The 21,376-nt window shown below is 72.5% G+C and carries 19 protein-coding genes and 1 tRNA gene; 14 read left to right on the top strand and 6 right to left on the bottom strand.

The genetic code is table 11. The features are described 5' to 3' along the window. Positions 1-76 precede the first annotated feature (76 nt). Entirely contained in the window at positions 77-310 is a 234-nt protein-coding gene (locus OEB99_RS06065; RefSeq protein ID WP_263509024.1) for a YrhK family protein, read from the top strand. Between the two features lie 36 nt (positions 311-346). Here the strand turns inward: OEB99_RS06065 and OEB99_RS06060 are convergent, their stop codons facing one another. Next, a complete protein-coding gene (locus OEB99_RS06060) occupies positions 347-1,810 on the bottom strand; it encodes a GGDEF domain-containing protein (protein ID WP_263509022.1) in 1,464 nt (487 codons plus the stop codon). 216 nt (positions 1,811-2,026) lie between these two features. Here OEB99_RS06060 and OEB99_RS06055 point away from each other — a divergent pair. Continuing rightward, a tRNA-Ile gene (locus tag OEB99_RS06055) sits at positions 2,027-2,100 on the top strand. A 143-nt stretch (positions 2,101-2,243) separates the two neighbouring features. On the opposite strand, the gene OEB99_RS06050 is transcribed toward OEB99_RS06055, so the two are convergent. Then, positions 2,244-3,596 carry a DUF4214 domain-containing protein gene (locus OEB99_RS06050; protein ID WP_263509020.1) on the bottom strand — a complete coding sequence of 451 codons (1,353 nt, stop codon included), beginning with the start codon at positions 3,594-3,596 and terminating at the stop codon, positions 2,244-2,246. 225 nt (positions 3,597-3,821) lie between these two features. Beyond that, positions 3,822-4,328, bottom strand: coding sequence for a glutathione peroxidase (locus OEB99_RS06045; RefSeq protein WP_263509019.1), 507 nt, complete (start codon positions 4,326-4,328; stop codon positions 3,822-3,824). A 115-nt stretch (positions 4,329-4,443) separates the two neighbouring features. On the opposite strand from OEB99_RS06045, the gene OEB99_RS06040 reads away from it, so the two are divergent. Next, complete coding sequence (locus tag OEB99_RS06040) at positions 4,444-4,920, top strand: MarR family winged helix-turn-helix transcriptional regulator (protein ID WP_263509018.1); 477 nt, start codon at positions 4,444-4,446, stop codon at positions 4,918-4,920. Here OEB99_RS06040 and OEB99_RS06035 read toward each other — a convergent pair. Genes OEB99_RS06035 through OEB99_RS06025 form a run of 3 tightly spaced genes read right to left on the bottom strand, consistent with a single transcriptional unit; the run spans position 4,909 to position 9,097 of the window. Beyond that, positions 4,909-7,683 carry an FtsX-like permease family protein gene (locus OEB99_RS06035; RefSeq protein WP_263509016.1) on the bottom strand — a complete coding sequence of 925 codons (2,775 nt, stop codon included), beginning with the start codon at positions 7,681-7,683 and terminating at the stop codon, positions 4,909-4,911. The two genes, OEB99_RS06040 and OEB99_RS06035, sit on opposite strands and share 12 nt — an antisense overlap. Beyond that, positions 7,680-8,450, bottom strand: a complete 771-nt coding sequence (locus tag OEB99_RS06030) for an ABC transporter ATP-binding protein (protein WP_411910664.1) — start codon at positions 8,448-8,450, stop codon at positions 7,680-7,682. Before OEB99_RS06030 ends, OEB99_RS06035 begins: the two co-directional genes overlap by 4 nt. Continuing rightward, positions 8,447-9,097 (bottom strand): PadR family transcriptional regulator, encoded by a 651-nt coding sequence (locus tag OEB99_RS06025; RefSeq protein WP_263509014.1) that lies wholly within the window; start codon positions 9,095-9,097, stop codon positions 8,447-8,449. Before OEB99_RS06025 ends, OEB99_RS06030 begins: the two co-directional genes overlap by 4 nt. Before the next feature lie 395 nt (positions 9,098-9,492). Between OEB99_RS06025 and arr the strand changes: the two genes are divergently transcribed. The 11 genes from arr to OEB99_RS05970 all read left to right on the top strand — a co-directional run bounded on the left by arr (position 9,493) and on the right by OEB99_RS05970 (position 21,365). Beyond that, positions 9,493-9,954 (top strand): NAD(+)--rifampin ADP-ribosyltransferase, encoded by a 462-nt coding sequence (arr, locus tag OEB99_RS06020; RefSeq protein WP_263509012.1) that lies wholly within the window; start codon positions 9,493-9,495, stop codon positions 9,952-9,954. A gap of 148 nt (positions 9,955-10,102) precedes the next feature. Further along, positions 10,103-10,510: a TOBE domain-containing protein gene (locus OEB99_RS06015; RefSeq protein WP_263509010.1), complete on the top strand. Its 408-nt coding sequence runs from the start codon at positions 10,103-10,105 to the stop codon at positions 10,508-10,510. Between the two features lie 29 nt (positions 10,511-10,539). Further along, entirely contained in the window at positions 10,540-11,310 is a 771-nt protein-coding gene (modA, locus tag OEB99_RS06010) for a molybdate ABC transporter substrate-binding protein (protein WP_263509008.1), read from the top strand. Next, positions 11,303-12,157: a molybdate ABC transporter permease subunit gene (gene modB, locus OEB99_RS06005; RefSeq protein ID WP_411910672.1), complete on the top strand. Its 855-nt coding sequence runs from the start codon at positions 11,303-11,305 to the stop codon at positions 12,155-12,157. Before modA ends, modB begins: the two co-directional genes overlap by 8 nt. Then, on the top strand, positions 12,154-12,837 hold the full coding sequence (locus OEB99_RS06000) for a sulfate/molybdate ABC transporter ATP-binding protein (protein WP_263509006.1): 684 nt from the start codon (positions 12,154-12,156) through the stop codon (positions 12,835-12,837). The genes modB and OEB99_RS06000 overlap by 4 nt, the downstream gene beginning before the upstream one ends. Positions 12,838-13,125: 288 nt before the next feature. Continuing rightward, positions 13,126-13,953 (top strand): nitrogenase iron protein, encoded by an 828-nt coding sequence (nifH, locus tag OEB99_RS05995; protein WP_263509005.1) that lies wholly within the window; start codon positions 13,126-13,128, stop codon positions 13,951-13,953. A 42-nt stretch (positions 13,954-13,995) separates the two neighbouring features. After that, positions 13,996-15,681, top strand: a complete 1,686-nt coding sequence (locus tag OEB99_RS05990) for a nitrogenase component I subunit alpha (RefSeq protein WP_263509004.1) — start codon at positions 13,996-13,998, stop codon at positions 15,679-15,681. Positions 15,682-15,773: 92 nt separating this feature from the next. Then, positions 15,774-17,159, top strand: coding sequence for a nitrogenase molybdenum-iron protein subunit beta (gene nifK, locus OEB99_RS05985; RefSeq protein ID WP_263509003.1), 1,386 nt, complete (start codon positions 15,774-15,776; stop codon positions 17,157-17,159). 1 nt (position 17,160) lies between these two features. After that, complete coding sequence (gene nifE / locus OEB99_RS05980) at positions 17,161-18,570, top strand: nitrogenase iron-molybdenum cofactor biosynthesis protein NifE (RefSeq protein ID WP_263509001.1); 1,410 nt, start codon at positions 17,161-17,163, stop codon at positions 18,568-18,570. Further along, positions 18,570-19,991, top strand: a complete 1,422-nt coding sequence (locus tag OEB99_RS05975; protein WP_263509000.1) for a nitrogenase component 1 — start codon at positions 18,570-18,572, stop codon at positions 19,989-19,991. The genes nifE and OEB99_RS05975 overlap by 1 nt, the downstream gene beginning before the upstream one ends. A gap of 9 nt (positions 19,992-20,000) precedes the next feature. Next, positions 20,001-21,365, top strand: a complete 1,365-nt coding sequence (locus OEB99_RS05970) for a radical SAM protein (RefSeq protein WP_263508998.1) — start codon at positions 20,001-20,003, stop codon at positions 21,363-21,365. The last annotated feature ends 11 nt before the right edge of the window (positions 21,366-21,376 follow it).

Here is a 21,376-nt window from a genome sequence, read left to right as displayed (position 1 = left end):
GTCGGCGTGCGGGTGACCTCACCGTACTGGGATGGTGGGGAGCCCGACCCCAGCACCAGGCACGGAGGGTTCTGTCGTGATCCGCACCTTGGTCCAGGACTACGAGCACGTCCACATCGGGATCGGCATCGTCGGGAACCTGCTGTTCCTCGTCGGCTCCGTGCTCTTCTACAAGGCGTTCGACCAGTACTACGGCCTCGCCGTGTCGTTGTTCGTCGTGGGCTCCGCCTTCATGCTCGTCGGCTCGCTCGGCAGCGCGCTGCGCCGGATGTGGGAGCGCCGCGAGGAGAGGTCCGGCGCAGGGGCTTGAGCCCCGCTCATCGCCCTCCGGGCGCTCGCCGACACCTCAGGGGCTCGCGGACGGCTCGGGGCTCGCCATCCGGTACGGCTCGTGCGCCGCCTTCGCGGCGTACATCGCCTCGTCCGCCCGGCGCAGCAGCGTGGCCATGTCCCACCCGTGCTCGGGGTGCAGTGCGATGCCGATGCTCGTCGACAGCTCTGCGGGTGCGCCGTCGACCATCACCGGGCCGGCGAAGTGGAGGCGGATCCGGCGGGCTGCCTCGATCGCGACGTGTGCGGTCGCGTCGGGCATGAGCACGGCGAACTCGTCGCCGCCGGTGCGCGCCACGACGTCGGTGAGCCGCACGCTCGCAGAGATGCGACGTGCGGCCTCGGCGAGCAGGACGTCGCCGGCGTGGTGCCCGCGCGTGTCGTTCACCTGCTTGAAGCCGTCGAGGTCGAGCACGAGCACCGCGTGCGGGTGGTCCGAGTCGCCGCCCAGCACGCGCGCGGCGCGCTCGGTGAGCTCACGCCGGTTGGGGAGCCCGGTGAGGTCGTCCGTTCGTGCTTGCGCCCGCAGGCGTGGCACCGCGAGCAGCCCGCGGAAGGCGAGCTGTGTCCGGGCGGCGGCACCGAGGGTCGTGGTGGCGGCGAGTGCCGCGGTGAGCGGGCCGATCGGCCCCGTCGTGCTGCTGACCACGACCGTGAGCACGGCCAGCGCGGCGATGCCTCCGGACAGCGCGGCGCTGCGTGCCGCGCGCCGGGACTCACCGCCGTCGGCATGCCGGTCCCGGGGCACAGGCGGTGGGGCGCCGGCAGCGAGGACGACCCACTGGGCGACGGCCATCATGCCGAGTGCCCAGCCGAGCAACAGCCAGGAGGCGATCGGCGTGGAGGCCGTCACCAGGACGTAGGCGATGTCGCTCACCGCGTAGAGCGAGAGCCCTGCCGCGAGCCAACCCCAGCCGCGCAGGGCGCCGGGCGTGATGGTGATCAGGCCGAGCACGGCTGCCAGCAGGGCGAGGTCGGCGAACGGGTAGGCGAGCGTCGCCAGCAGCGCGACGGTCAGGCCGTGCGCGGCCTCGAGCTCGGTCGCCAGTCGAAGCGAGAGGACGGTGGCGATCGCGAGCACCGTGATCGCGGCGTCGAGCACCACGACGAAACCCATCCGGGGGAGGCGCGGTCGCAGGTGCAGCACCAGGCCGACGGCCATCAGGACGTAGAACGCCACGAACGCGGGCTCCCCGGGGGTCGGGAACGGGAGCACACCGCGGCTCACGTAGGTGGCGCCGTTGAGCACCAGCCCGGCTGCGAAGAACGTGAGGCCGGCCGCCACCACCCGCAGGCCGCGTGACCTCGGGGCTCGCCAGGTGCCGAACCACGCGACGGCGGGCGGCAGCCACGCCATCGACAGCCCGAGCGCCGTCACCGCCGGGCTCGGCACGGTCCCCGACGCGACGAGCAGTACCACGTACCCGGCCGCGACCACCCACGCGAGCCCGGCGACGCGGCGCCGACCCACCTCGCTCACGCATGCCCCCTTGCTGCGCCCCTGACCGACCTGGTCACATCTTCGTCGCCCACGGCCCGATCGGACCAGGGGTGCGCCGAACGAGCGTGTGCACCGCTACGGTTGGCCGCGGTGCCGCGAGACGTCTTGTGCGCGACGGCCGCCGATCGGGTCGCGCCGGCCCGTGTCGGGACCGGAACCGGGTCGTGCGCCGGGTCGTCGCGCGGACGGTGCCACGGGCCAGTAGCTCAGCCGGTTAGAGCAGCGGACTCATAATCCGTCGGTCGCGGGTTCGAGCCCCGCCTGGCCCACCGTGATGACCCGACCTGACGTCCTTGGCGGTCGGGCTCCCAGCAGCGACTGCAGCCCGTCGTGCAGCCCGCCGACTGCGCAGCACGCGCCGACGCCCGCCCGCGCAGCGGCGGACGGGCGTCGGGTCGCTCCTGGTCCGGGCTCACACGGCCATGTAGGCGAGCCAGCGGTACTCGTCGGAGGAGACGATGCCGGCGATGATCTGCTCGTCGCGGGCGCCCTGCTGGATCTGGGTGACCCAGAAGGTGCGGCCGGTCGGGTCGATGTGGCGGCCGAGCAGGTCGACGTAGTAGCCGTCGACGACGTCGGTCAGGTGCTCGGTGGAGTACAGGAAGCCGAGTGCGACGCTCTGGCGGGTACGTCCGCCGTTGATCTCGCCGACCCAGTAGGCGACCTCGGAGGATCCGGCGGAGCGGCCGAGCACGGTGCGGTACAGCAGGCGGACCCAGCCGGCGTCGGTGCCGCCGCCGCGGGCGTAGAACTCGTCGGAGGCGATGAACCCGGACTGCATCTGCTCGATGTGCCAGCCGTTGCGCATCTTGTCCAGCCAGAACGCCTGGCCCGAAGCGTCGGCAGACCGGCCGAGGTAGCGCCGGTAGGACGCCTGGATCAGCCGGGACCGGTACTCGTCGGAGTAGGTGATGCCGTTGGCGACCTCACCGTAGGGCGTGCCGGTCTGCAGCTTCGTGGTCCAGGTCGCAAGGCCCGTCGAGTCGGGAGAGCGGTGGAACAGGTCGTGGTAGACCGCCTTGATGTAGGCGTGGATCGCGATCAGCGGCTCCGGGACGTTCGCGATCGCGGGCAGCACGATGACCGAGTCGGCGCAGTCCCCGTAGAGCTCGTCGGCGAGGGCGTCGTACTCGTCCCAGTCCATCGTCAGGTTCCACCGGTACTTCACGCTGACCCACTCGGACACGTACCGGCACGTGGCATCCGCGCTGGGCGGCATCCACTCGGCCGGGTCCTTCTCGCCCTTGGATGCGCTCAGGTCGTCGGTGATGGCCACCAGGCTCGCCGGCCAGGCCAGGTCGTTGGCGAACGCCTCGCGCTGGGCCGCGCTCCACGCCCAGGCCCCGGAGTCCCATGCCTCAGCCGGCGGGACCATGTGGTTGATGTCGACGTCGGAGGCGAGGGTCCAGCTGGCGCCGTCGTAGTAGGAGTACCAGGAGCCGGTCTTCACCGGGCACCCGCCCGATGTCGCCCCCATGGACTCGGCGAGCAGGACCTCGGCGCGTGTGTCGCATCCGTCGCGGTCGGCATCGATCCAGTAGTTGAAGGACGACCGGCTGTACGTCGAGGTGTTCTCGTCATCGATCCACAACGCCTCGAGCATGTCTTGCGCGTAGACGTACACCACGCCCTCGGCGGTGGTGGTCGTGGCCGTCACCGGCTCGGGGGCCGGGTCGGGGGCCGGCTCCGCGGCCTGCGCGGGCATGGCGGTGGCGGCGAGAAGCCCGCCGACCAGGAACGGGATCACCCATCGATGCGGACGCACGGTGTTCCTCTCAGGTAGTGGTGTGCGCTCCGGAGTGTGCCCGAACCAAGGTGTCCGTTGTGCGAGTTCTGTGCAGTGGCTTTGCGTATTCATCCATTCGGGTTCACACCCGCTTGACCGCTGTCCGCGGTACCCGGCTCGGCGGGCCGATGGCGCGACAGATCGCCCTCCCGGGGGTGGCGCCGGCAGCCCTCCCGCCGACGCCGGCCGGAGACGGCCGAGCCGTCACGCGGACGGCAGCAGCCCCTGGATGTCGTCGGCCATCCGCTCGGGGACGGTGGTCGGCGGGTAGCGCTTGACGGTCGAGCCGTCGGGCGAGACGAGGAACTTGGTGAAGTTCCACTTGACCCGCGTGCCCAGCGCCCCGCCCGCACGGTCCTTGACGAACCGGAACACCGGGTGGGTCCCAGGGCCGTTGACCTCGACCTTGGTGGACAGCGGGAACGTCACGCCGTGGTTGACGCGGCAGAACTCGTCGATCTGCTCGTCGTCACCCGGTTCCTGGCCGCCGAACTGGTCGCACGGGAAGCCGAGGACGACGAGTCCCTGCTCGGCGAACCGCTCGTGCAGCTCCTGCAGGCCGTCGTACTGCGGCGTGAAACCGCACCTGCTCGCCGTGTTGACCACGAGCACGGGGCGCCCGGCGTACTGCGCGAGGTCGACCTCCTGGCCGTGGTTGTCGGTGAACGTCAGGTCGAAGAGCGTCGCGGCCTGCGCTGCGGGCTGTGGCATCTGGGTCCTCCCCCTGGGGCGATGGCCCGCCGGCTGCGTGGGCGGCTCACGGGCGCTTTATCACGAGTACACGATAAGATCGTGCACGATGCAAATTCAGACCTATGCTGAGGCCGTGCCCGCCCCCGACGTCCCCGTGCAGCTCCAGCTGGACAACCAGCTGTGCTTCGCGCTGTACCGGGCGAGCCGTGCCGTGATCCGCTCCTACGGGCCGGTTCTCGACGAGCTGGGCATCACCTACGTCCAGTACCTGGCGCTCCTGGTCCTCTGGCAGGACGCGCCCTTGGCGGTGGGTGCCGTCGGCGCCCGCCTGCACCTGGAGACCAGCACGTTGACGCCGCTGCTCAAGCGCATGGAGGAGAGCGGTCTGGTGACCCGAACCCGCGATCCCCAGGACGAGCGACGCGTGCTGATCGACCTGACGCCGCAGGGGTGGGCCATGCAGGACCAGGCCCGAGGCGTTCCGGAGCAGGTGTACTCGTGCTTCGGGCTGGCGCCCGACGAAGCCCGGCGCCTGCACCTGACCCTCACCGAGCTCGCCGACACGCTCGAGGGCGTGACGGGGGCGGAGGATCGGCCGTCAGCTCGCTAGCCGACGTGCGACCGGCAAGCGCGAGCGGGTCGTCAGCCAGCCGAGCGCCATCGCGGCCATGGGCAGCGCCACCGTGGTGATGACGACCGCCGGCCAGGGGACGACCGCGCGCAGGCCCCAGCTCTGGTAGGTGGCGCCCTGCATGGTCACCAGGGCTTCGCCGATCGCGACCCCGGCGATGACGCCCAGCCAGCCGCCCAGCACGGCGATCACCCCGGCCTGCCCCGCGGCGAAGCGGCGACGGACCCGCGGCGCGGCGCCCAGGGCGGCGAGCGTGGCGAGGTCCGGCACCGAGTCGGCGCCGGCGAGCGCGACGGCGATCCCGGTCGCCACGATCCCCGCGATCACGGCTGCGGCCACCAGCGCGATCAGGGTTACGTTCGCGTCGACGCCGACGGGGTGGCCGGGCTCGACGCTCACCGAGAACAGGTCATCGACGGCCGCGTTGGCGGTCGCGATCTCGGCGTCGGTCGGCATCCGGGTGGTCGTCGCCAGCAGGCCGGCGACCTGCGAGGTCAGGTCGAGCCGGTCGGCGGCGGCGGGCGGGAGCACGAGGTCGTACTGCCACCCCGGCAGCGTCACCGCCGTCGCCGGCAGCTCGGCCGTGGCCAGCGTGCTGCCGTCCGACTCCGTCCCGCGGTAGTCGACGACCTCGACGTGTGCGGTGCCGTCCGCGAAGACCTGGGTCGGGGCGGTCACGACCCTTCCCTCGGCCAGGGCTTCGGCCGCCTGCTGGGCGCCGGGAAGTCCGGTCGCGCGGAGCACCGAGCCGTCGTCGACGAGCACCGCGCTCCCGAGGGCGCCCGACCACGGTGCCGCCGCCGACGTCGTCTGGAGGGCGTCGCAGCGGGGGTCGTCGGCGGCGTCCCGCAGCTGCGCGGCACTGGGCGGGCCGTTGTCCCACAAGGTGCACTGCTGCTCGGGAGGGGTCAGGGCCTGGATCAGGATCGTCCACGCGTCGCCGGCGGTCGGCACGGCCACGTGCACCACCTCGACGTCGGTGATGGGCAGGGTCGACCGCAACGCGTCGCCGGCCGCGTCCGCCGCGTCGGCCAGCTCGCCCGCCTCGAGGTTCGCCGTCGCTGCGGGGTCGTCCACCGAGACGAGCACGGTGCCCGCTGCAGCGACCGGCGCGTACGTCGACGCCGTGTAGGCGGCGGTGGACGCGCTGTAGACCGCCCCGGCCAGCGCACCGGCCGTCGCGGCGAGCACGGCAGCGACCGCCGGCGCGGTGCGCGAGCGATGCCGGGCCGCGTCACGCAGCGCGAGTCGGCCGCCCAGGCCCAGGTACGGCGCGAGGCGGGCGGTCAGGCTGACGAGTCCACCCGACGCGGCGACCATGCCCACCGTGAGGACCGCCACCCCCGCGAGGAGCACGCGCGGGCTCGCGATCGAGGCGCCCACCGCGCAGGCCGCTGCACCGGCACCGACCCCCAGCGCACCGACCACCGGCACGCCACGACGCGGAGCGGCCTCCGCGCGGCGGCCGCCGAGGGCAGCGAGCACATCCACCCGAGACGCCCGACGGGACGGCAGCCAGGCGGCGAGCGTCGTCACCGCGAGACCGAAGGCCGCGAAGCCTGCGAGCAGTCGGCCGTCCGCCTGCAGGTTGGGCAACGCGTACGGGTGGCCCGCACGGTGCACCGCCCAGACGATCGTCGCGCCGACCGCGCCTCCGGCGGCGACGCCGACCACGGCGGCGACCGCCCCGGTCAGCACGCCGACCCACAGCACCGAGGCGCGAAGCGTGGACCGCTCCGCTCCGACTGCGGCGAGCATCGCCAGCTGGCGCTGCGAGCGCCGCGCCGCCACGGCGAACGCCGGCCCGATCAGCAGCACGGCCTCGAGCACGATGAGTGCTCCCAGGGCGACCGCCATCATGACGGTCTGCGAGTCGTACGTCGGGGGCAGGTCCGCCGAGTAGAGCGGCATCTGCGAGTGCGGGGGCGGATCGGCGATCACGGCCCGGCTCGTGACGCTCGACCCGAGGTCGTTGATCGCCAGCACGTCGTCCCAGGTGACCGGCCCGGGGCCGGTGACGTACCAGGCCACCGTGGTGCCCGCGCCGTAGGGGTCGGACAAGTCCACGGCGCGCTCGGGTACCGGGACGGTCCCGGGCCCGACGACGACGTCCATGATCAGGAACGTCGGCGGGCGCTCCGCCATGATCCCCGTGACGGTCGCCTCGCCCGGATCGAGCCCGGCCGGTGTGACGGTGACGTGATCGCCGATCGTCACGCCGAGGGTGTCGGCGTCGTGTTGCGACAAGGCGACCTCGCCCGCTCGGGCCGGCAGCGTGCCCGCCGCCAGCGGGACCAGGTCGGCCGGGAGCCCGGCGCCGGGCATCGTGACCTCGACGGTCGACGGCAGGCGGCGGGACCCGGTGGCCAGGGTGGCCCCGGTCTCCACGACCCGCACCAGCGCGTCGTCGCCCGGCAGGATGTCGGCGAGCGACGCCTCGACGTCCGTCAGCGTGGCGTCGGCCGAGTCGCCCGACGCGGCGCCGGTGCGTCCGGCGACGTTCTGCAGGAACGTCCCGCTCGTCGGCGAGGAGATCCTCGCCTGTGCCTCGTCGCCGAGCGTCCAGCGACCCCAGGTGGCGTCCGTCGGGCCGCCCGAGAGGATCACCACCGAGGCGGCGGCGGCGAGGAACACGGGGAGCCCGACCATCGCCGTCACCAGGACGGTGCGGCCCCGGTTGCGTCGCGCGTCGCGCCGCGCGATCCGGGCCGCCACCCGCCAGCGCGAGAGCGCCCCGATCACCGATCGCCCCGGTGCCGACCACCACCGGCCAGCAGCGACTCCGGGCCCGACGCGCCGCCGGTGGTGTCCACCACCATGCCGTCGCGCAGGAAGACCGTCCGGTCCGCCCACGCGGCGAACCGCGGCTCGTGGGTCACCAGGAGACCGCCGGCCCCGCGGTCGACGCGGGCGCGGAGCACGCGCATCACGTCCTCGCCGGCCGCCGAGTCGAGCGCCCCGGTCGGTTCGTCCGCGAGCACCATCCGACGCGGGCCGACCAGCGCCCGGGCGATGGCGATCCGCTGCTGCTGGCCCCCGGACAGCTCGTCCGGGAACCGGTCGGCCAGGTCCTCGATGCCGATCTCGGCCATCGCGACCAGGGCCTCCTCGCGGGCCGGGCGGGTACCGACCCCGTCCAGCTCACGAGGCAGCGAGACGTTCTCCGCCGCGGTGAGCGCCGGGATCAGGTTGAAGTCCTGGAACACGTACCCGACGCTGCGCCGGCGCACCCGGGCGCGGGCGCGCGGGTCCATCGCGGACAGCTCCGCCCCCGCAAGGGTCACCGTGCCCTGGGTGGGGGTGTCGAGGCCGCCGGCGAGGTTCAGCAGGGTCGACTTGCCCGAGCCGGACGGTCCCATCACGGCGACGAGCTCACCGAGGCGGACCTCGAGGTCCACCCCGCGCAGGGCGTGCACCGCGGTGGCGCCCTCGCCGTGCGTCCGGTGCGCCATCTTCATGCTCAGCACCACCGGCCCGACCAGGCCGGGGGAGTCCGGCGCGGCGATCATCGTCGGCGCCCCCCGGGGGGGGGGGCCCCCGACCGCCGCCGGGCGCGGCCGCCCCCCGCCCCCCCCGCCGCCGGGTCGTCCGTGGGCCGGGGGGACGGCCGTGGGTGCAGGGAGGCGCGCGCGACGCGTGCCTCGACGTGGTCGAGCCAGCGCACCTCGGCCTCGGCGTCGAACACCAGATGGTCGAGCACCAGGGACCAGGCCAGGTCGGCACCCAGGTCGTCGGTCTGCGGCTGGGCCGCCTTGAGCCGGGTGAAGTCGTGCAGGGCACGCATCGACTCGGTGCGCTGGGCCTGCACGACGTCGCGCACGTCCACGCCCGGAGCCGTCACCGCGAGCGCGAGCTTGATGGCCAGCTCGTCGCGCGCCGGGGCCCCTCGCTCGACGGGTGTCGACCACCAGACCGTCGCCTGCGCACGCCCGGCGTCGGTGAGCGTGAAGCGCTCGACGTCGGCGCGGTCGTCGGACCGTTCGCCGGGCGCCGGCAGCACCAGGCCGTCGCGCACCAGGCGCTGGACGGTGGTGTAGATCTGCCCGATGTTGACCGGCCAGGTGCCGCCGGTGCGCCGCTCGAACTCGACCTTCAGCTGGTAGCCGTGCATGTCCTGCTCGGCGAGCAGCGCGATGATTCCGTGCCGGATCGACACCCGACGCTCCCAACCTTTACCCGGTAAGTACGCGGCGAGGATACTCAGTAGGTACCCGGCGTCAAGGAGCACTGCGCCGGACGGGTGCCGCTGTCGGCGCGGCCGGTCCGAGATGGCGCCGTCGGCGTGGCACGCTCGAGAGGCCGCCGTCGGCGCGGCCGGCTCGAGCGGGTGCCGACTGGTGGCGCCGAGCCACGGCGCCGGTTCCGGATCGACCCCCGGACATGGCGCGAGGCCGCGCTCGCAGGGGGACGGAGCGGGCCTCGCGAGAACGAACGTACTGCGCCGTGCGGGGCTGCGGGGCCCGCCGCGCCGATTTCACCCGCTCGTGCCCGCCGCGACTCGCGTGGGTGGCACGGGACATGATGAGACGAGCGATCGAGGGGGAGACCTCCATGAGCCAGGACGGACCCGAGCGCACGCCGGTGACCTACGACCACTGTGCCCACGTCGGCGGGCCCTTCTACCACGGCACCCGGTTCGCGCTGGGGACCGGCGCCGAGCTCGTCGCCGGCCGCGGGTCGAACTTCCAGCAGGGCAGGGTGTCGAACAACATCTACTTCACCGCGCTGGTGGAGACGGCCGCGTGGGGCGCCGAGCTGGCCACGGCGCTCGCCGGCAGTGACGGGCGCGGCCACATCTACGTCGTCGAGCCGACCGGTCCGTTCGAGGACGACCCGAACGTCACCGACAAGCGGTTCCCGGGCAACCCCACGCAGTCCTACCGGACCCGTCACCCGCTGCGCGTCGTCGGCGAGGTGGCGCACTGGGAGGGGCACGCGCCCGAGGTGCTGAAGGGCATGCTCGACCATCTGGCGCAGCTGCGCGAGCAGGGCCTCGACGTCATCGAGGACTGATGGAACGCGTTTGCAAAACATTGCCGAAACACCATGTTGACCATGGAGACGCATCCGCGGGTCGAACGGCAAGAATGGCCTGATCCAGCGGCGTATTCGGGACCAACGGCCCGCGTCAGCGGCATTCCTTCGCCCGCACCCTCGCTTCATGCCGAGCTATCGAGTATCCGAAGCAGCAGGGCTCCTGTGTGTCAGTGACGACACCATCCGTCGCTGGATCGACGCCGGTCGCCTCGTTGCGGGGCGGTCCGATCGCGGCGGTCCGATCACGGTCGACGGGCGCGACCTGGCACGTCTGGCGCAGGAGCTGGCCGCGTCTCCTCCCGAGGACTACCGGGCCGCGTCCTCGGCCCGGAACTCGTTCACCGGGCTCGTCACGAGCGTGCTGCGCGACGGGGTGATGGCCCAGGTCGAGATCCAGGCGGGTCCGCACCGAGTGGTGTCGCTGATGAGCCGCGAGGCCGCCGACGAGCTGGGCCTCGAGCAGGGGGTGCTGGCCGTCGCACGGGTCAAGGCCACCGGAGTGATCGTGGACGCTCCCGGGAACCGGCGTTGAGGCGACCGGCAGCAGCGGCTCGTGGCTCGATGGCCGTGGGGGTGGCCCTCGGGGCCCTCGTGCTGGGCATCACGGCGTGCTCCGGCCCGGACGGGCACGAGCGGTCCGAGGACGGCGGCGAGCTCACCGTGCTGGCCGCGGCGTCGCTCACCGACGTGTTCGCCGAGATCGGCGACGCCTTCGAGGCGGCCAACCCGGGCGTCACGGTGTCGTTCAGCTTCGCCGGCTCCGCGGTGCTCGCCCAGCAGGTGATCGCCGGGGCGCCGGCCGACGTGCTCGCGACCGCGAGCACCGCGACCATGGACACCGCCGCGGCGATGACCGGGCCGCCCGAGGTCTTCACCACCAACACGCTCGAGATCGCGGTGCCGGCGGGCAACCCGGGCGGCGTCACCGGGCTCGCCGACCTCGCCGACCCCGGGCTGACCGTCGCGCTGTGCGCCGAGGAGGTGCCGTGCGGGGCGGCCGCCGCCGCGGTCCTCGCCGGCGCGGGTGTGACCGCGGCGCCGGACACCTACGAGCAGGACGTCCGGGCCGTGCTGACGAAGGTGATCCTGGGCGAGGTCGACGCGGGCCTCGTGTACCGCACCGACGTCGCGAGTGCCGGTGACGACGTCGAGGGCATCGACGTGGCCGGGGCCGACGTGGTCCGCAACGACTACTGGATCTCCGTCGTGACGGGCACCGACGAGCCCGACCTCGCTCGTGCCTTCGTCGAGTACGTGCTGGCCGAACCCGGCCAGGCGGTGCTGGCGGCGGCCGGGTTCGGCTCGCCGGAGAGCGCCGGTGTCGATGGTTGAGACCGGCGTCGCCAGGAGCCCGGGGCCGCGGCCGGTCGGGACCGCGCGTCGGCCACGCGAGCGCACCTCGGTCGGGCTCGCCCTGCTCGCCGGGACCGGACTCGTGTTCGTCGTCGCCCCCTTCGTCGCCCTGCTGCTCGGCGCGCCGTGGGGCCGCCTGCTGGGCCTCGCCGTCTCGGGACCGGCGCTCGAGGCGCTGTGGCTCTCGCTGCGTACGGCCACCGCGGCCACCGCGCTGTGCCTGGTGCTCGGCGTCCCCCTGGCGTGGGCGCTCGCCCGCACGACCCTGCCGTGCCGGGGCGTGGTGCGCTCGGTCGTGACCGTGCCGATGGTGCTCCCGCCCGTGGTCGGTGGTGTCGCACTGCTCGCGCTGCTCGGGCGGCGGGGTCTGGTCGGCCGGCACCTCGACGCCTGGCTCGGCGTGAGCATCCCGTTCACGACGGGCGCGGTGGTGATCGCCGAGGCCTTCGTCGCGATGCCGTTCCTGGTCCTGTCGGTGGACGGTGCGCTGCGCAGCGCCGACGTCAGCCTCGAGCGGGCCGCGGCGACGCTCGGTGCGTCGCGGTGGTACGTGTTCCGCCGGGTGACCCTGCCGCTGGTCGGGCCGGGTGTCGTCGCCGGCGCGGTGCTGTGCTTCGCTCGCGCGATGGGCGAGTTCGGCGCCACCGTGACGTTCGCGGGCAGCCTCCCCGGCGTGACCCGCACCATGCCGCTCGCGATCTACCTCGCCATGGAGAGCGACCCGGAGCTCGCCGTCGCGCTGTCGCTGGTCCTGATCGTCACCTCCGTGGCCGTCCTGGTCGCGCTCCGGTCGCGCTGGCTCAGGCCGTCGGGAGGGCCCTCATGAGTCTCGATGCGCACGTCGTCGTCCGGCGCGCCGACTTCGTCCTGGACCTCGCGCTGGCGGTCGAACCGGGCGAGACGGTCGCGCTGGTCGGGTCCAACGGCGCCGGCAAGACCACGTTCCTGCACGCCGTTGCGGGGCTCGTCCGGCTCGACGACGGTCACGTGCGCCTGGGCGGCCGCGTCCTGAGCGACGTGCGGGCCGGCACGCACGTCCCGCCGGAACGACGCCGCTGCGGCCTGGTCTTCCAGCAGCACCTCGTCTTCCCGCACCTGTCGGCCCTCGAGAACGTCGCGTTCGGCCTGCGGGCCGCGGGCGTGCGCCGGCGCGAGGCGCGACGCCGAGCGGCAGGGTGGCTCGATCGACTCGGTGTGGCCGACTGCGGCCGGCGCTGCGGTGCGCAGCTGTCCGGCGGGCAGGCGCAGCGGGTCGCGCTCGCCAGGTCGCTGGCGTGCGCCCCCGACGTGGTGCTGCTCGACGAGCCGTTCGCGGCTCTCGACCTCGCGAGCCGACCGGCCGTCCGCGACCTGCTGCGCTCGGAGGTGCTGGACGGCACGCGCCCGACGGTGCTCGTGACGCACGACCCGCAGGACGCACGCGAGCTGGCGGACCGGGTCGTGTCGCTGAGCTTCGGTTCGCCGTGCCGCGGGACGTCCGCCGCAGGTGCGGACGCCGCGCCGTAGGAACGTTCCGCAAATGCGAGAAAACGTCTGGAACGGAGCCTAATAGCACCGGCAAAGAATCATCGAGGGACCTACGTCCCGAATTGCGGTCGGCGCGATTCACACGGAAGTTACATCAATTCATTTCGACGGCAACAACGGGCGACGAACCTGGCATTCAGACGGCGAGGCAGCCTCAGCGGCAAGGACCTGGAACCCAGGCCCGGACGCCCGCCGTTCCGCGGCGAGCCACCGCCGATCGCTACCCGGCCGTCCCCGACACCGGCACCCAGGGGAGAGGTCATCGACATGCGCAAGATCGCGATCTACGGCAAGGGCGGCATCGGCAAGTCCACCACCACGCAGAACACCGTCGCCGGCCTGAGCGAGATGGGGCGCAAGGTCATGGTCGTCGGCTGCGACCCCAAGGCCGACTCGACCCGGCTGCTGCTCGGCGGCCTGGCCCAGCGCAGCGTCCTGGACACCCTGCGCATCGAGGGTGAGGACGTCGAGCTCGACGACGTCCGAGCGGACGGCTTCGCCGAGTCCAAGTGCGTCGAGTCCGGCGGCCCCGAGCCCGGCGTGGGCTGCGCGGGCCGCGGCATCATCACCTCGATCAACCTGCTCGAGCAGCTCGGCGCCTACGACGACTCCGAGCAGCTCGACTACGTCTTCTACGACGTCCTCGGCGACGTCGTCTGCGGCGGCTTCGCGATGCCGATCCGGGAGGGCAAGGCCGAGGAGATCTACATCGTGGCCTCCGGCGAGATGATGGCCATGTACGCGGCCAACAACATCTGCAAGGGCGTGCAGAAGTTCGCCAACACCGGCAAGGTGCGGGTCGGCGGGATCATCTGCAACAGCCGCAACGTCGACAACGAGTACGAGCTCATCGACCACTTCGCGCGCGAGCTCGGCACCCAGATGATCCACTTCGTGCCGCGGGACAACGACGTCCAGCGCGCCGAGATCAACAAGAAGACCGTCATCGAGTGGAACCCCGCCTGCAACCAGGCCGAGGAGTACCGCCGGCTCGCGATGGCGATCGAGGCGAACGAGAGCTTCGTCATCCCCAAGCCGATGGAGACCGATCGCCTCGAGGAGCTCCTGCTCGAGCACGGTCTGCTCGCGGCCTGACCGGCACGGCCTCGACGGGAGCGATCCATGAACCCTGATCCCATGACCGAGCTGGACCAGATCTCGGCGGCGCAGCTCGCGGTGGCGAACCGCGAGCTGGGCCCGGAGCTGGCCGTCCCGCTGCCGCGGGACACCCCGGACGGAGCCGCGCTCGCCACCGCGCTCGTCGAGTCGTACCCGCCGAAGGTGGGACGCAAGCGGTCCAAGCACATCCGGGTCAACGACCCGTCCACGATCCCGACGATCGAGGCCAACTCGCGCACCGTGCCGGGCATCATCACCCAGCGAGGGTGCTGCTACGCGGGCTGCAAGGGCGTGGTCCTCGGTCCGGTGACCGACATCGTGCACATCGTGCACGGACCGGTCGGCTGCTCGTACTACTCGTGGATGACGCGGCGCAACCAGGCCATCGTCCCCGAGGGCGAGGCGAACTACCTGCCCTACACGTTCACCACCGACATGACCGAGAACGAGATCATCTTCGGCGGTGAGAAGAAGCTGCTCGCCGCGATCCGCGAGGCCTACGAGCTGCTCCACCCCAAGGCGATCGCCGTCTTCGCGACCTGCCCGGTCGGCCTGATCGGCGACGACGTGCACGCCGTCGCGGCCCAGGCCCGCGAGGAGCTCGGCATCAACGTGTTCGGGTTCTCCTGCGAGGGCTACAAGGGCGTCAGCCAGAGCGCCGGCCACCACATCGCCAACAACGGGCTGTTCAAGCACGTGGTCGGCACCGAGCAGCTGCCCGACGAGCTCAAGGTCAACCCGATCCGGGTCAACCTGCTCGGCGAGTACAACATCGGCGGCGACGCGTTCGAGCTCGAGCGGGTCTTCGCACGGTGCGGCATCGAGCTGGTCTCGACGTTCAGCGGCAACGCCCAGTACTCCGACCTGGCGCGCTCGGCGGACGCCAACCTCAACCTCGTGATGTGCCACCGCTCGATCAACTACATGGCCGAGATGATGGAGACCAAGTACGGCATCCCGTGGCTCAAGGTGAACTTCATCGGCGCCGAGGCGACCGCCAAGTCGCTGCGGAAGATCGCGCGGTACTTCGACGACGCCGTGCTGATCGACCGGGTCGAGCAGGTGATCGCCGAGGAGCTGGCCGCCCTCGAGCCGGTCCGGGCCGAGGTGCTCAGCCGGGTCGGCGGCAAGCCGGTCATGCTCTACGTGGGCGGGTCCCGAGCCCACCACTACCAGTCGCTGTTCGCCGACATCGGCATGCCGGTGGTCGCGGCGGGGTACGAGTTCGCGCACCGCGACGACTACGAGGGCAGCGTCGTCATGCCGACGATCACCGTCGACGCCGACTCGAAGAACATCGAGGAGCTCACCGTCGCGGCCGACCCGGACGCCTACGAGCAGCGCAAGAGCCCGGACGAGATCGCCGAGCTCGCGGAGCGCGGCGTCCGGCTCGGCGAGTACGACGGGATGATGGCGCAGATGGCCAAGGGCGCCATGGTGGTCGACGACATCAGCCACGCCGAGCTCGAGCGCCTCATCGCCGAGTACCAGCCGGCCGTCGTCTGCTCCGGGATCAAGGACAAGTACGTCATCGAGAAGATGGGCGTGCCCTGCAAGCAGCTGCACAACTACGACTCCGGCGGCCCCTACGCGGGCTTCAAGGGCGCGATCAACTTCTACACCGAGATCGATCGCATGGTGAACGCGCAGGTGTGGCGGCTGGTCACACCGCCCTGGGCCACAGCGCCCGCACCGGTCGGCTGAGCGCCGCCACACCCCACCCGACACCCCACCCCAGCGAGACCGGTCGCGCCGACGCGCGTCGGTGCCGCGCGCCCAGAGACCCGAGGACGGCCATGCTCGACCACACCCCGACGCCCGTGATGGAGCGCACCGCGCTCCGCATCAACCCGGCCAAGACCTGCCAGCCGATCGGCGCGCTCTACGCCGCGCTCGGCATCCACCGCTGCCTGCCGTACAGCCACGGCAGCCAGGGCTGCTGCTCGTACCACCGCAGCCACCTCACGCGGCACTTCCGCGAGCCGGTGATGGCGGCCACCAGCTCGTTCACCGAGGGCGCCTCGGTGTTCGGCGGCCAGCCGAACCTGCTCCAGGGCCTGGCCACGGTGTTCACCACCTACGACCCGGACATCGTGGCGGTGCACACCACGTGCCTGTCGGAGACCATCGGCGACGACATCCCGCAGATCGTCGGGGAAGCCCGCCGCCAGGAGATCATCCCCGCGAGCAAGCACGTGATCCACGCGAACACCCCCAGCTACTCCGGCTCGCACGTCGTGGGCTTCGCGAACATGGCCGCCGCGATGGCCAAGGCCTTCGCCACGCCGATCGAGTCCAAGAAGCGCGGCGGCGACCGCGCGCAGATCAACATCGTGCCGGGCTTCGTGGACCCGTCCGACATGCGCGAGCTGCGGCGCCTGGCCGAGGCCACGGGTCTTCGGCCGGTGCTCTTCCCGGACACCTCGGGCGTCATGGACGCTCCGCAGACCGGGCACCACCAGTTCTACCCGGACGGCGGCACCACCATCGAGCAGCTGCAGAACCTCGGGCGGGCCGAGGCCACCCTCGGGCTCGGCTACTGGGCGTCGCGACCCGCAGCGGTCGCGGTCGAGGACAAGTCCGGCGTACCCCGCGAGCTCCTGGACCTGCCGATCGGGATCTCCGCGACGGACCGCTTCCTGCAGGTCCTGGCCCGCCGCGGCGGTGCGATCGGCGCGGACCTCGAGGCCGAGCGCGGTCGCCTGGTCGACCTCATCGTGGACGTCCAGCAGCACCTGCACGGCGTCAAGGTCGCGATCTTCGGTGACCCCGACCACGTGCTCGCGCTCACCGAGTTCTGCCGCGACCTCGGCATGCACCCGGTCCACGTGCTGACCGGCACGCCGGGCAAGCGGTTCGTCGCCGAGGCGACCCGCATCCTCGGCGACAAGGCACCGCACTCGAACATCGGCGGCGAGAAGGACCTGTTCCTGCTGCACCAGTGGATCAAGAACGAGCCGGTGGACCTCCTGCTCGGCAACAGCTACGGCAAGCACATCGCCCGCGCCGAGGACATCCCGTTCGTCCGGGTCGGCTGGCCGATCCTGGACCGCGCTGGGCACAGCCTGCTGCCGACCCTGGGCTACGCGGGAGCCATCCGGCTGGTCAGCCGGATGACCGACGCGCTGCTCGACCGGCGCGACCGCGACGCCCCGGACCACGAGTTCGAGCTGGTGATGTGACGTGACCGAGGTCCTCGCCGCCCGAGCCCGCCAGGTCGCCCGGGCCGGCACGGGCGGCGTCGACCTGGACTGCGACCGGCAGTCCACGTCCGGTTCGGTGAGCCAGCGCGCGTGCACGTTCTGCGGGTCCCGTGTGGTGCTCTACCCGATCGCGGACGCGATCCACCTGGTGCACGGTCCGATCGGGTGCGCGGTCTACACCTGGGACATCCGCGGGGCGCTGTCCAGCGGCCCCGAGCTCCACCGGCTCAGCTTCTCGACCGACCTGCGCGAACGGCACGTGGTCTTCGGCGGCGAGCGCCAGCTCGAGGAGAGCCTCGACGAGCTGATCGCGCGCCACTCGCCCCGAGCCGCCTTCGTGTACGCGACCTGCATCGTCGGCGTCATCGGCGACGACGTCGACGCGGTGTGCCGGGCCGTGTCCGAGCGCACCGGGATCCCGGTCATCCCGGTGCGCTCGGAAGGTTTCCAGGGGTCGAAGCGCAAGGGCTACGACGCCGCGTGCGAGGCCCTGATGAGCCTGGTCGGCACGGGCGACACCGCGGGCATCCCGCGGCACAGCGTGAACCTGCTGGGCGACTTCAACCTCGCGGGGGAGATCTGGATCATCCAGGAGTACCTGCGCCGGATGGGCGTCACGGTCGTGGCGAACCTGACCGGCGACGGCCGGGTGGACGACATCCGTCGCGCGCACGGCGCAGGACTGAACCTGGTGCAGTGCTCGGGGAGCACCACGAGGCTCGCGCAGCAGCTCCGGCAGGCCTACGGCACGCCGTTCCAGAAGGTGTCGTACTTCGGCCTGGACGACATGGCCGCCGCGCTCTACGGCATCGCCGAGCACTTCAAGGACCCCGAGATGCTCGACCGGACCCGAGCGCTGGTCGCCGAGGAGATCGCGACGGTGCTCCCGGTGATCGACGAGTGCCGCGCCGACCTCGAGGGCAAGCGCGCGGCCATCTACGTCGGCGGTGCCTTCAAGGCGATCTCACTGGTCAAGGCGCTGCGTCTGCTCGGTGTGCGCACGGCGCTGGTGGGCAGCCAGACCGGCACCGCCGAGGACTACCGCTACCTCGCCGAGCTGTGCGACCCCGGCACGGTGATCGTGGACGACTCCAACCCGGCCGAGCTCTCCCAGTTCATGGCGACCGAGGACGTCGACCTGTTCATCGGCGGGGTCAAGGAGCGTCCGATGGCCTACAAGATGGGTGTCGCGTTCTGCGACCACAACCACGAGCGCAAGGTCCCGCTCGAGGGCTTCGTCGGGATGGCGAACTTCGCTCGCGAGGTACGTGCCTCGGTGTGCAGCCCGGTCTGGCAGTTCACCCCGAGGCGTGCCCGGGCCGGCCGGTCCGGAACGACCGCGCACACCGGGCGCGCCGCGGCCGGCGCCGCGATCGAGGTGATGTGCTGATGGCCCTCGCCGACACCGCCCGGGTCGCCGCGCCCACCCCGGTCCGTTCGGTCTCCACGACCAACGCGTGCCGGATGTGCATGCCGCTCGGGGCGAGCCTCGCGCTCGCCGGGTTCGAAGGCACCGTCCCGTTCCTGCACGGGTCCCAGGGCTGCGCGACCTACATCCGGCGCTACCTGATCAGCCACTTCAGGGAGCCGATGGACATCGCCTCGTCGAGCATCGCGGAGTCCTCGACGGTGTTCGGCGGGGAGTCCGCCCTCGTCGACGGGATCGCGAACGTCGCGCGGGTGTACCGGCCCGCGATGATCGGGGTCGCCACCACGTGCCTGACCGAGACGATCGGTGAGGACGTCGGCGGTGCGCTGGCCCGGATCGACGGCTGCCGCCCCGAACCTGCCGACCCGGCGGCGGACGGATCGGTGTCACCGACCGGCGCCGCACCGGCTCTCGTGCACGTCTCGACGCCGGCCTACGCGGGCACCCACGTCGACGGCTACCAGGCCGCGGTCGCGGCCACCGTCGGGGCACTCGCCGAGCCGGGCGCACCCACCGAGCAGGTCGTGGTCCTGCCGGGCCTCGTCTCGCCCGCCGACCTGCGGCACCTTCGCGAGGTCGTCGACGGCTTCGGCCTGTCCCACCTGCTCGTCCCGGACATCAGCGACCGCCTCGACGCGGGGGTGGCCGAGGAGTACCAGCGGCTCCCACCGGGCGGCACGCCGCTCGCCGAGGCCGCTGCCGCGTGCCGGGCCCGCGCCGCGGTGACCCTGGGCGGTCTGGTGTCACCCGGCACCGCGCTGGCCGGTGAGCTGCTGGAGGACCGGTTCGGCGTCGCGCACCACCGGCTCGCCCTGCCGATCGGCATCCGGCTCACCGACGCCTTGGTCGAGACCCTTGAGGGGCTCGGAGGCACCGCCCCGCACTGGTTGGACGCCGAGCGGGGCCGGCTGGTGGACGCCTACGTCGACGGGCACAAGTACCTCGCGGAGCGGACCGCCGTGCTGTTCGGCGACGAGGACCTGGTGCTCGGCCTCGCGGTGTGGCTCGCCGAGATCGGGGTCACCCCTGCGGCGTGCGTGACCGGTGGGCGCTCCGGCCGGCTGGCCGCCGAGCTCGTACGCCTCGCCCCGGAGCTCGACGGCAGGGTCACCGTGGTCGACGACGGCGACTTCGCCGAGGTCGAGGAGCTCGTCCGCGCGCTCTCACCGGACCTGCTCGTCGGCCACTCGAGGGGCTACCCGCTGTCCCGCGCACTCGACGTGCCCCTGGTGCGGGTGGGGCTGCCGATCCACGACCGGGTCGGCGCGGCCCGGACCCGGCACCTCGGGTACCGAGGCACGCAGGAGCTCTTCGACCGGGTGACCAACGCCCTGATCGAACGCCGTCAGGACGAGTCCGCAGTCGGCTACGCCTACATGTGAGGAGACCTCATGACCACCACGCAGACGTACGCCGCGTCGGCCGACGACGCCACCGTCGCGTCGCCGACCGGCGGGTCGGCGCTCGGGGCCCTGCCGGGTGCCGAGCGGACCCCGGACCGGGTGCCGATGACGGACCACCCGTGCTTCGACGAGGCGGCCCGGGCCCGGACCGCGCGCGTCCACCTCCCCGTCGCGCCGCGCTGCAACGTCGCGTGCAACTACTGCAACCGCAAGTTCGACTGCGTCTCGGAGAGCCGTCCGGGCGTGTCGTCCACGGTGCTGTCGCCCGAGCAGGCCGCCGACTACGTCGACCAGGTCCGCCGCGAGGTGCCGAACCTCGCCGTCGTCGGCATCGCCGGACCCGGTGACCCGTTCGCGAACGCGGACAAGACGCTGCGGACCCTGCGCCTGGTCAAGGAACGTCACCCGGACCTGCTGCTGTGCGTGTCCAGCAACGGTCTCGGTGTGCCGGCGCACATGGACGAGATCGCCGAGCTCGGGATCAGCCACGTGACGATCACGATGAGCACCGTGGACCCCGAGGTCGCCGCCCAGGTGTACCGGTGGGTGCGGGACGGGCGCGGCGAGGTCTACCGTGGCGTCCCGGCCGGCGACCTGCTGATCTCGCGCCAGATCGAGGCCATCAGTGGGCTCAAGGAGCGCGGCGTCACGGTCAAGGTCAACACGGTCCTCGTGCCCGGCGTGACGCTCGCGGGCGTCGCCGACGTCGCGCGCGTCGCCGCCGAGCTCGGCGCGGACACGATGAACGCGATGCCCCTGTACCCGGTGGACGGGACGCCGTTCGGGGAGCTCGGTGCCCCGTCCACCGCGGAGGTGGCCGGCGCCCGGCTCGCCGCCGCGCCCTTCCTGCCGCAGATGACGCACTGCCAGCGCTGCCGGGCCGATGCGGTCGGGATGCTCGACGACGACTACGACGGGGACGCCGTCTCGCGGCTGTTCGCCGCGCGGCGGCCGGCCACGGCGCGGCCCTACGTCGCGGTCTGCACGCAGGAGGGGTACCTGGTCAACCAGCACCTCGGGGGAGCGGAGCAGGTGCGCATCTACGAGAACGCCGACATCGACGGGCGGATCACGCCGCGACTCGTGGAGTGCCGCGACACGCCGCCGCCGGGGGGCGGCGGCGCGCGCTGGGCGAGGCTCGCGGGCCTGCTGTCCGACTGCCGGGCGCTGATCTGCCACCAGCTCGGCGAGTCGCCGCGCATGGTGCTCCAGGGCGCGGGCGTCAGCGTGTACGAGTCCGACGGGCTGATCAGCGACGTCGTCACCGACGTCTACGCAGGGCGCACACCACGGCGGGCGCTCGCGCCACGGGACTGCGCGACCTCGTGCTCAGGCTCCGGGACCGGCTGCTAGGCGTCCCGCAC

The sequence above is a fragment of the Actinotalea endophytica genome (assembly GCF_025717005.1).
Lineage (GTDB): Bacteria > Actinomycetota > Actinomycetes > Actinomycetales > Cellulomonadaceae > Actinotalea.
The sequence above is the reverse complement of the archived record's forward strand: the minus strand, read 5'-3'. Positions and strand labels throughout refer to the sequence as shown.

What these genes read in the sequence shown, in the direction of transcription:
- OEB99_RS05970 (WP_263508998.1), top strand. Translation starts at nt 20,001, where the DNA reads ATGACCACCACGCAGACGTACGCCGCGTCGGCCGACGACGCCACCGTC.
- arr (WP_263509012.1), top strand. Translation starts at nt 9,493, where the DNA reads ATGAGCCAGGACGGACCCGAGCGCACGCCGGTGACCTACGACCACTGT.
- modB (WP_411910672.1), top strand. Translation starts at nt 11,303, where the DNA reads ATGGTTGAGACCGGCGTCGCCAGGAGCCCGGGGCCGCGGCCGGTCGGG.
- OEB99_RS06000 (WP_263509006.1), top strand. Translation starts at nt 12,154, where the DNA reads ATGAGTCTCGATGCGCACGTCGTCGTCCGGCGCGCCGACTTCGTCCTG.
- modA (WP_263509008.1), top strand. Translation starts at nt 10,540, where the DNA reads ATGGCCGTGGGGGTGGCCCTCGGGGCCCTCGTGCTGGGCATCACGGCG.
- nifK (WP_263509003.1), top strand. Translation starts at nt 15,774, where the DNA reads ATGCTCGACCACACCCCGACGCCCGTGATGGAGCGCACCGCGCTCCGC.
- OEB99_RS05990 (WP_263509004.1), top strand. Translation starts at nt 13,996, where the DNA reads ATGACCGAGCTGGACCAGATCTCGGCGGCGCAGCTCGCGGTGGCGAAC.
- OEB99_RS06030 (WP_411910664.1), bottom strand. Translation starts at nt 8,450, where the DNA reads ATGATCGCCGCGCCGGACTCCCCCGGCCTGGTCGGGCCGGTGGTGCTG.
- OEB99_RS05975 (WP_263509000.1), top strand. Translation starts at nt 18,570, where the DNA reads ATGGCCCTCGCCGACACCGCCCGGGTCGCCGCGCCCACCCCGGTCCGT.
- OEB99_RS06045 (WP_263509019.1), bottom strand. Translation starts at nt 4,328, where the DNA reads ATGCCACAGCCCGCAGCGCAGGCCGCGACGCTCTTCGACCTGACGTTC.
- nifH (WP_263509005.1), top strand. Translation starts at nt 13,126, where the DNA reads ATGCGCAAGATCGCGATCTACGGCAAGGGCGGCATCGGCAAGTCCACC.
- OEB99_RS06015 (WP_263509010.1), top strand. Translation starts at nt 10,103, where the DNA reads ATGCCGAGCTATCGAGTATCCGAAGCAGCAGGGCTCCTGTGTGTCAGT.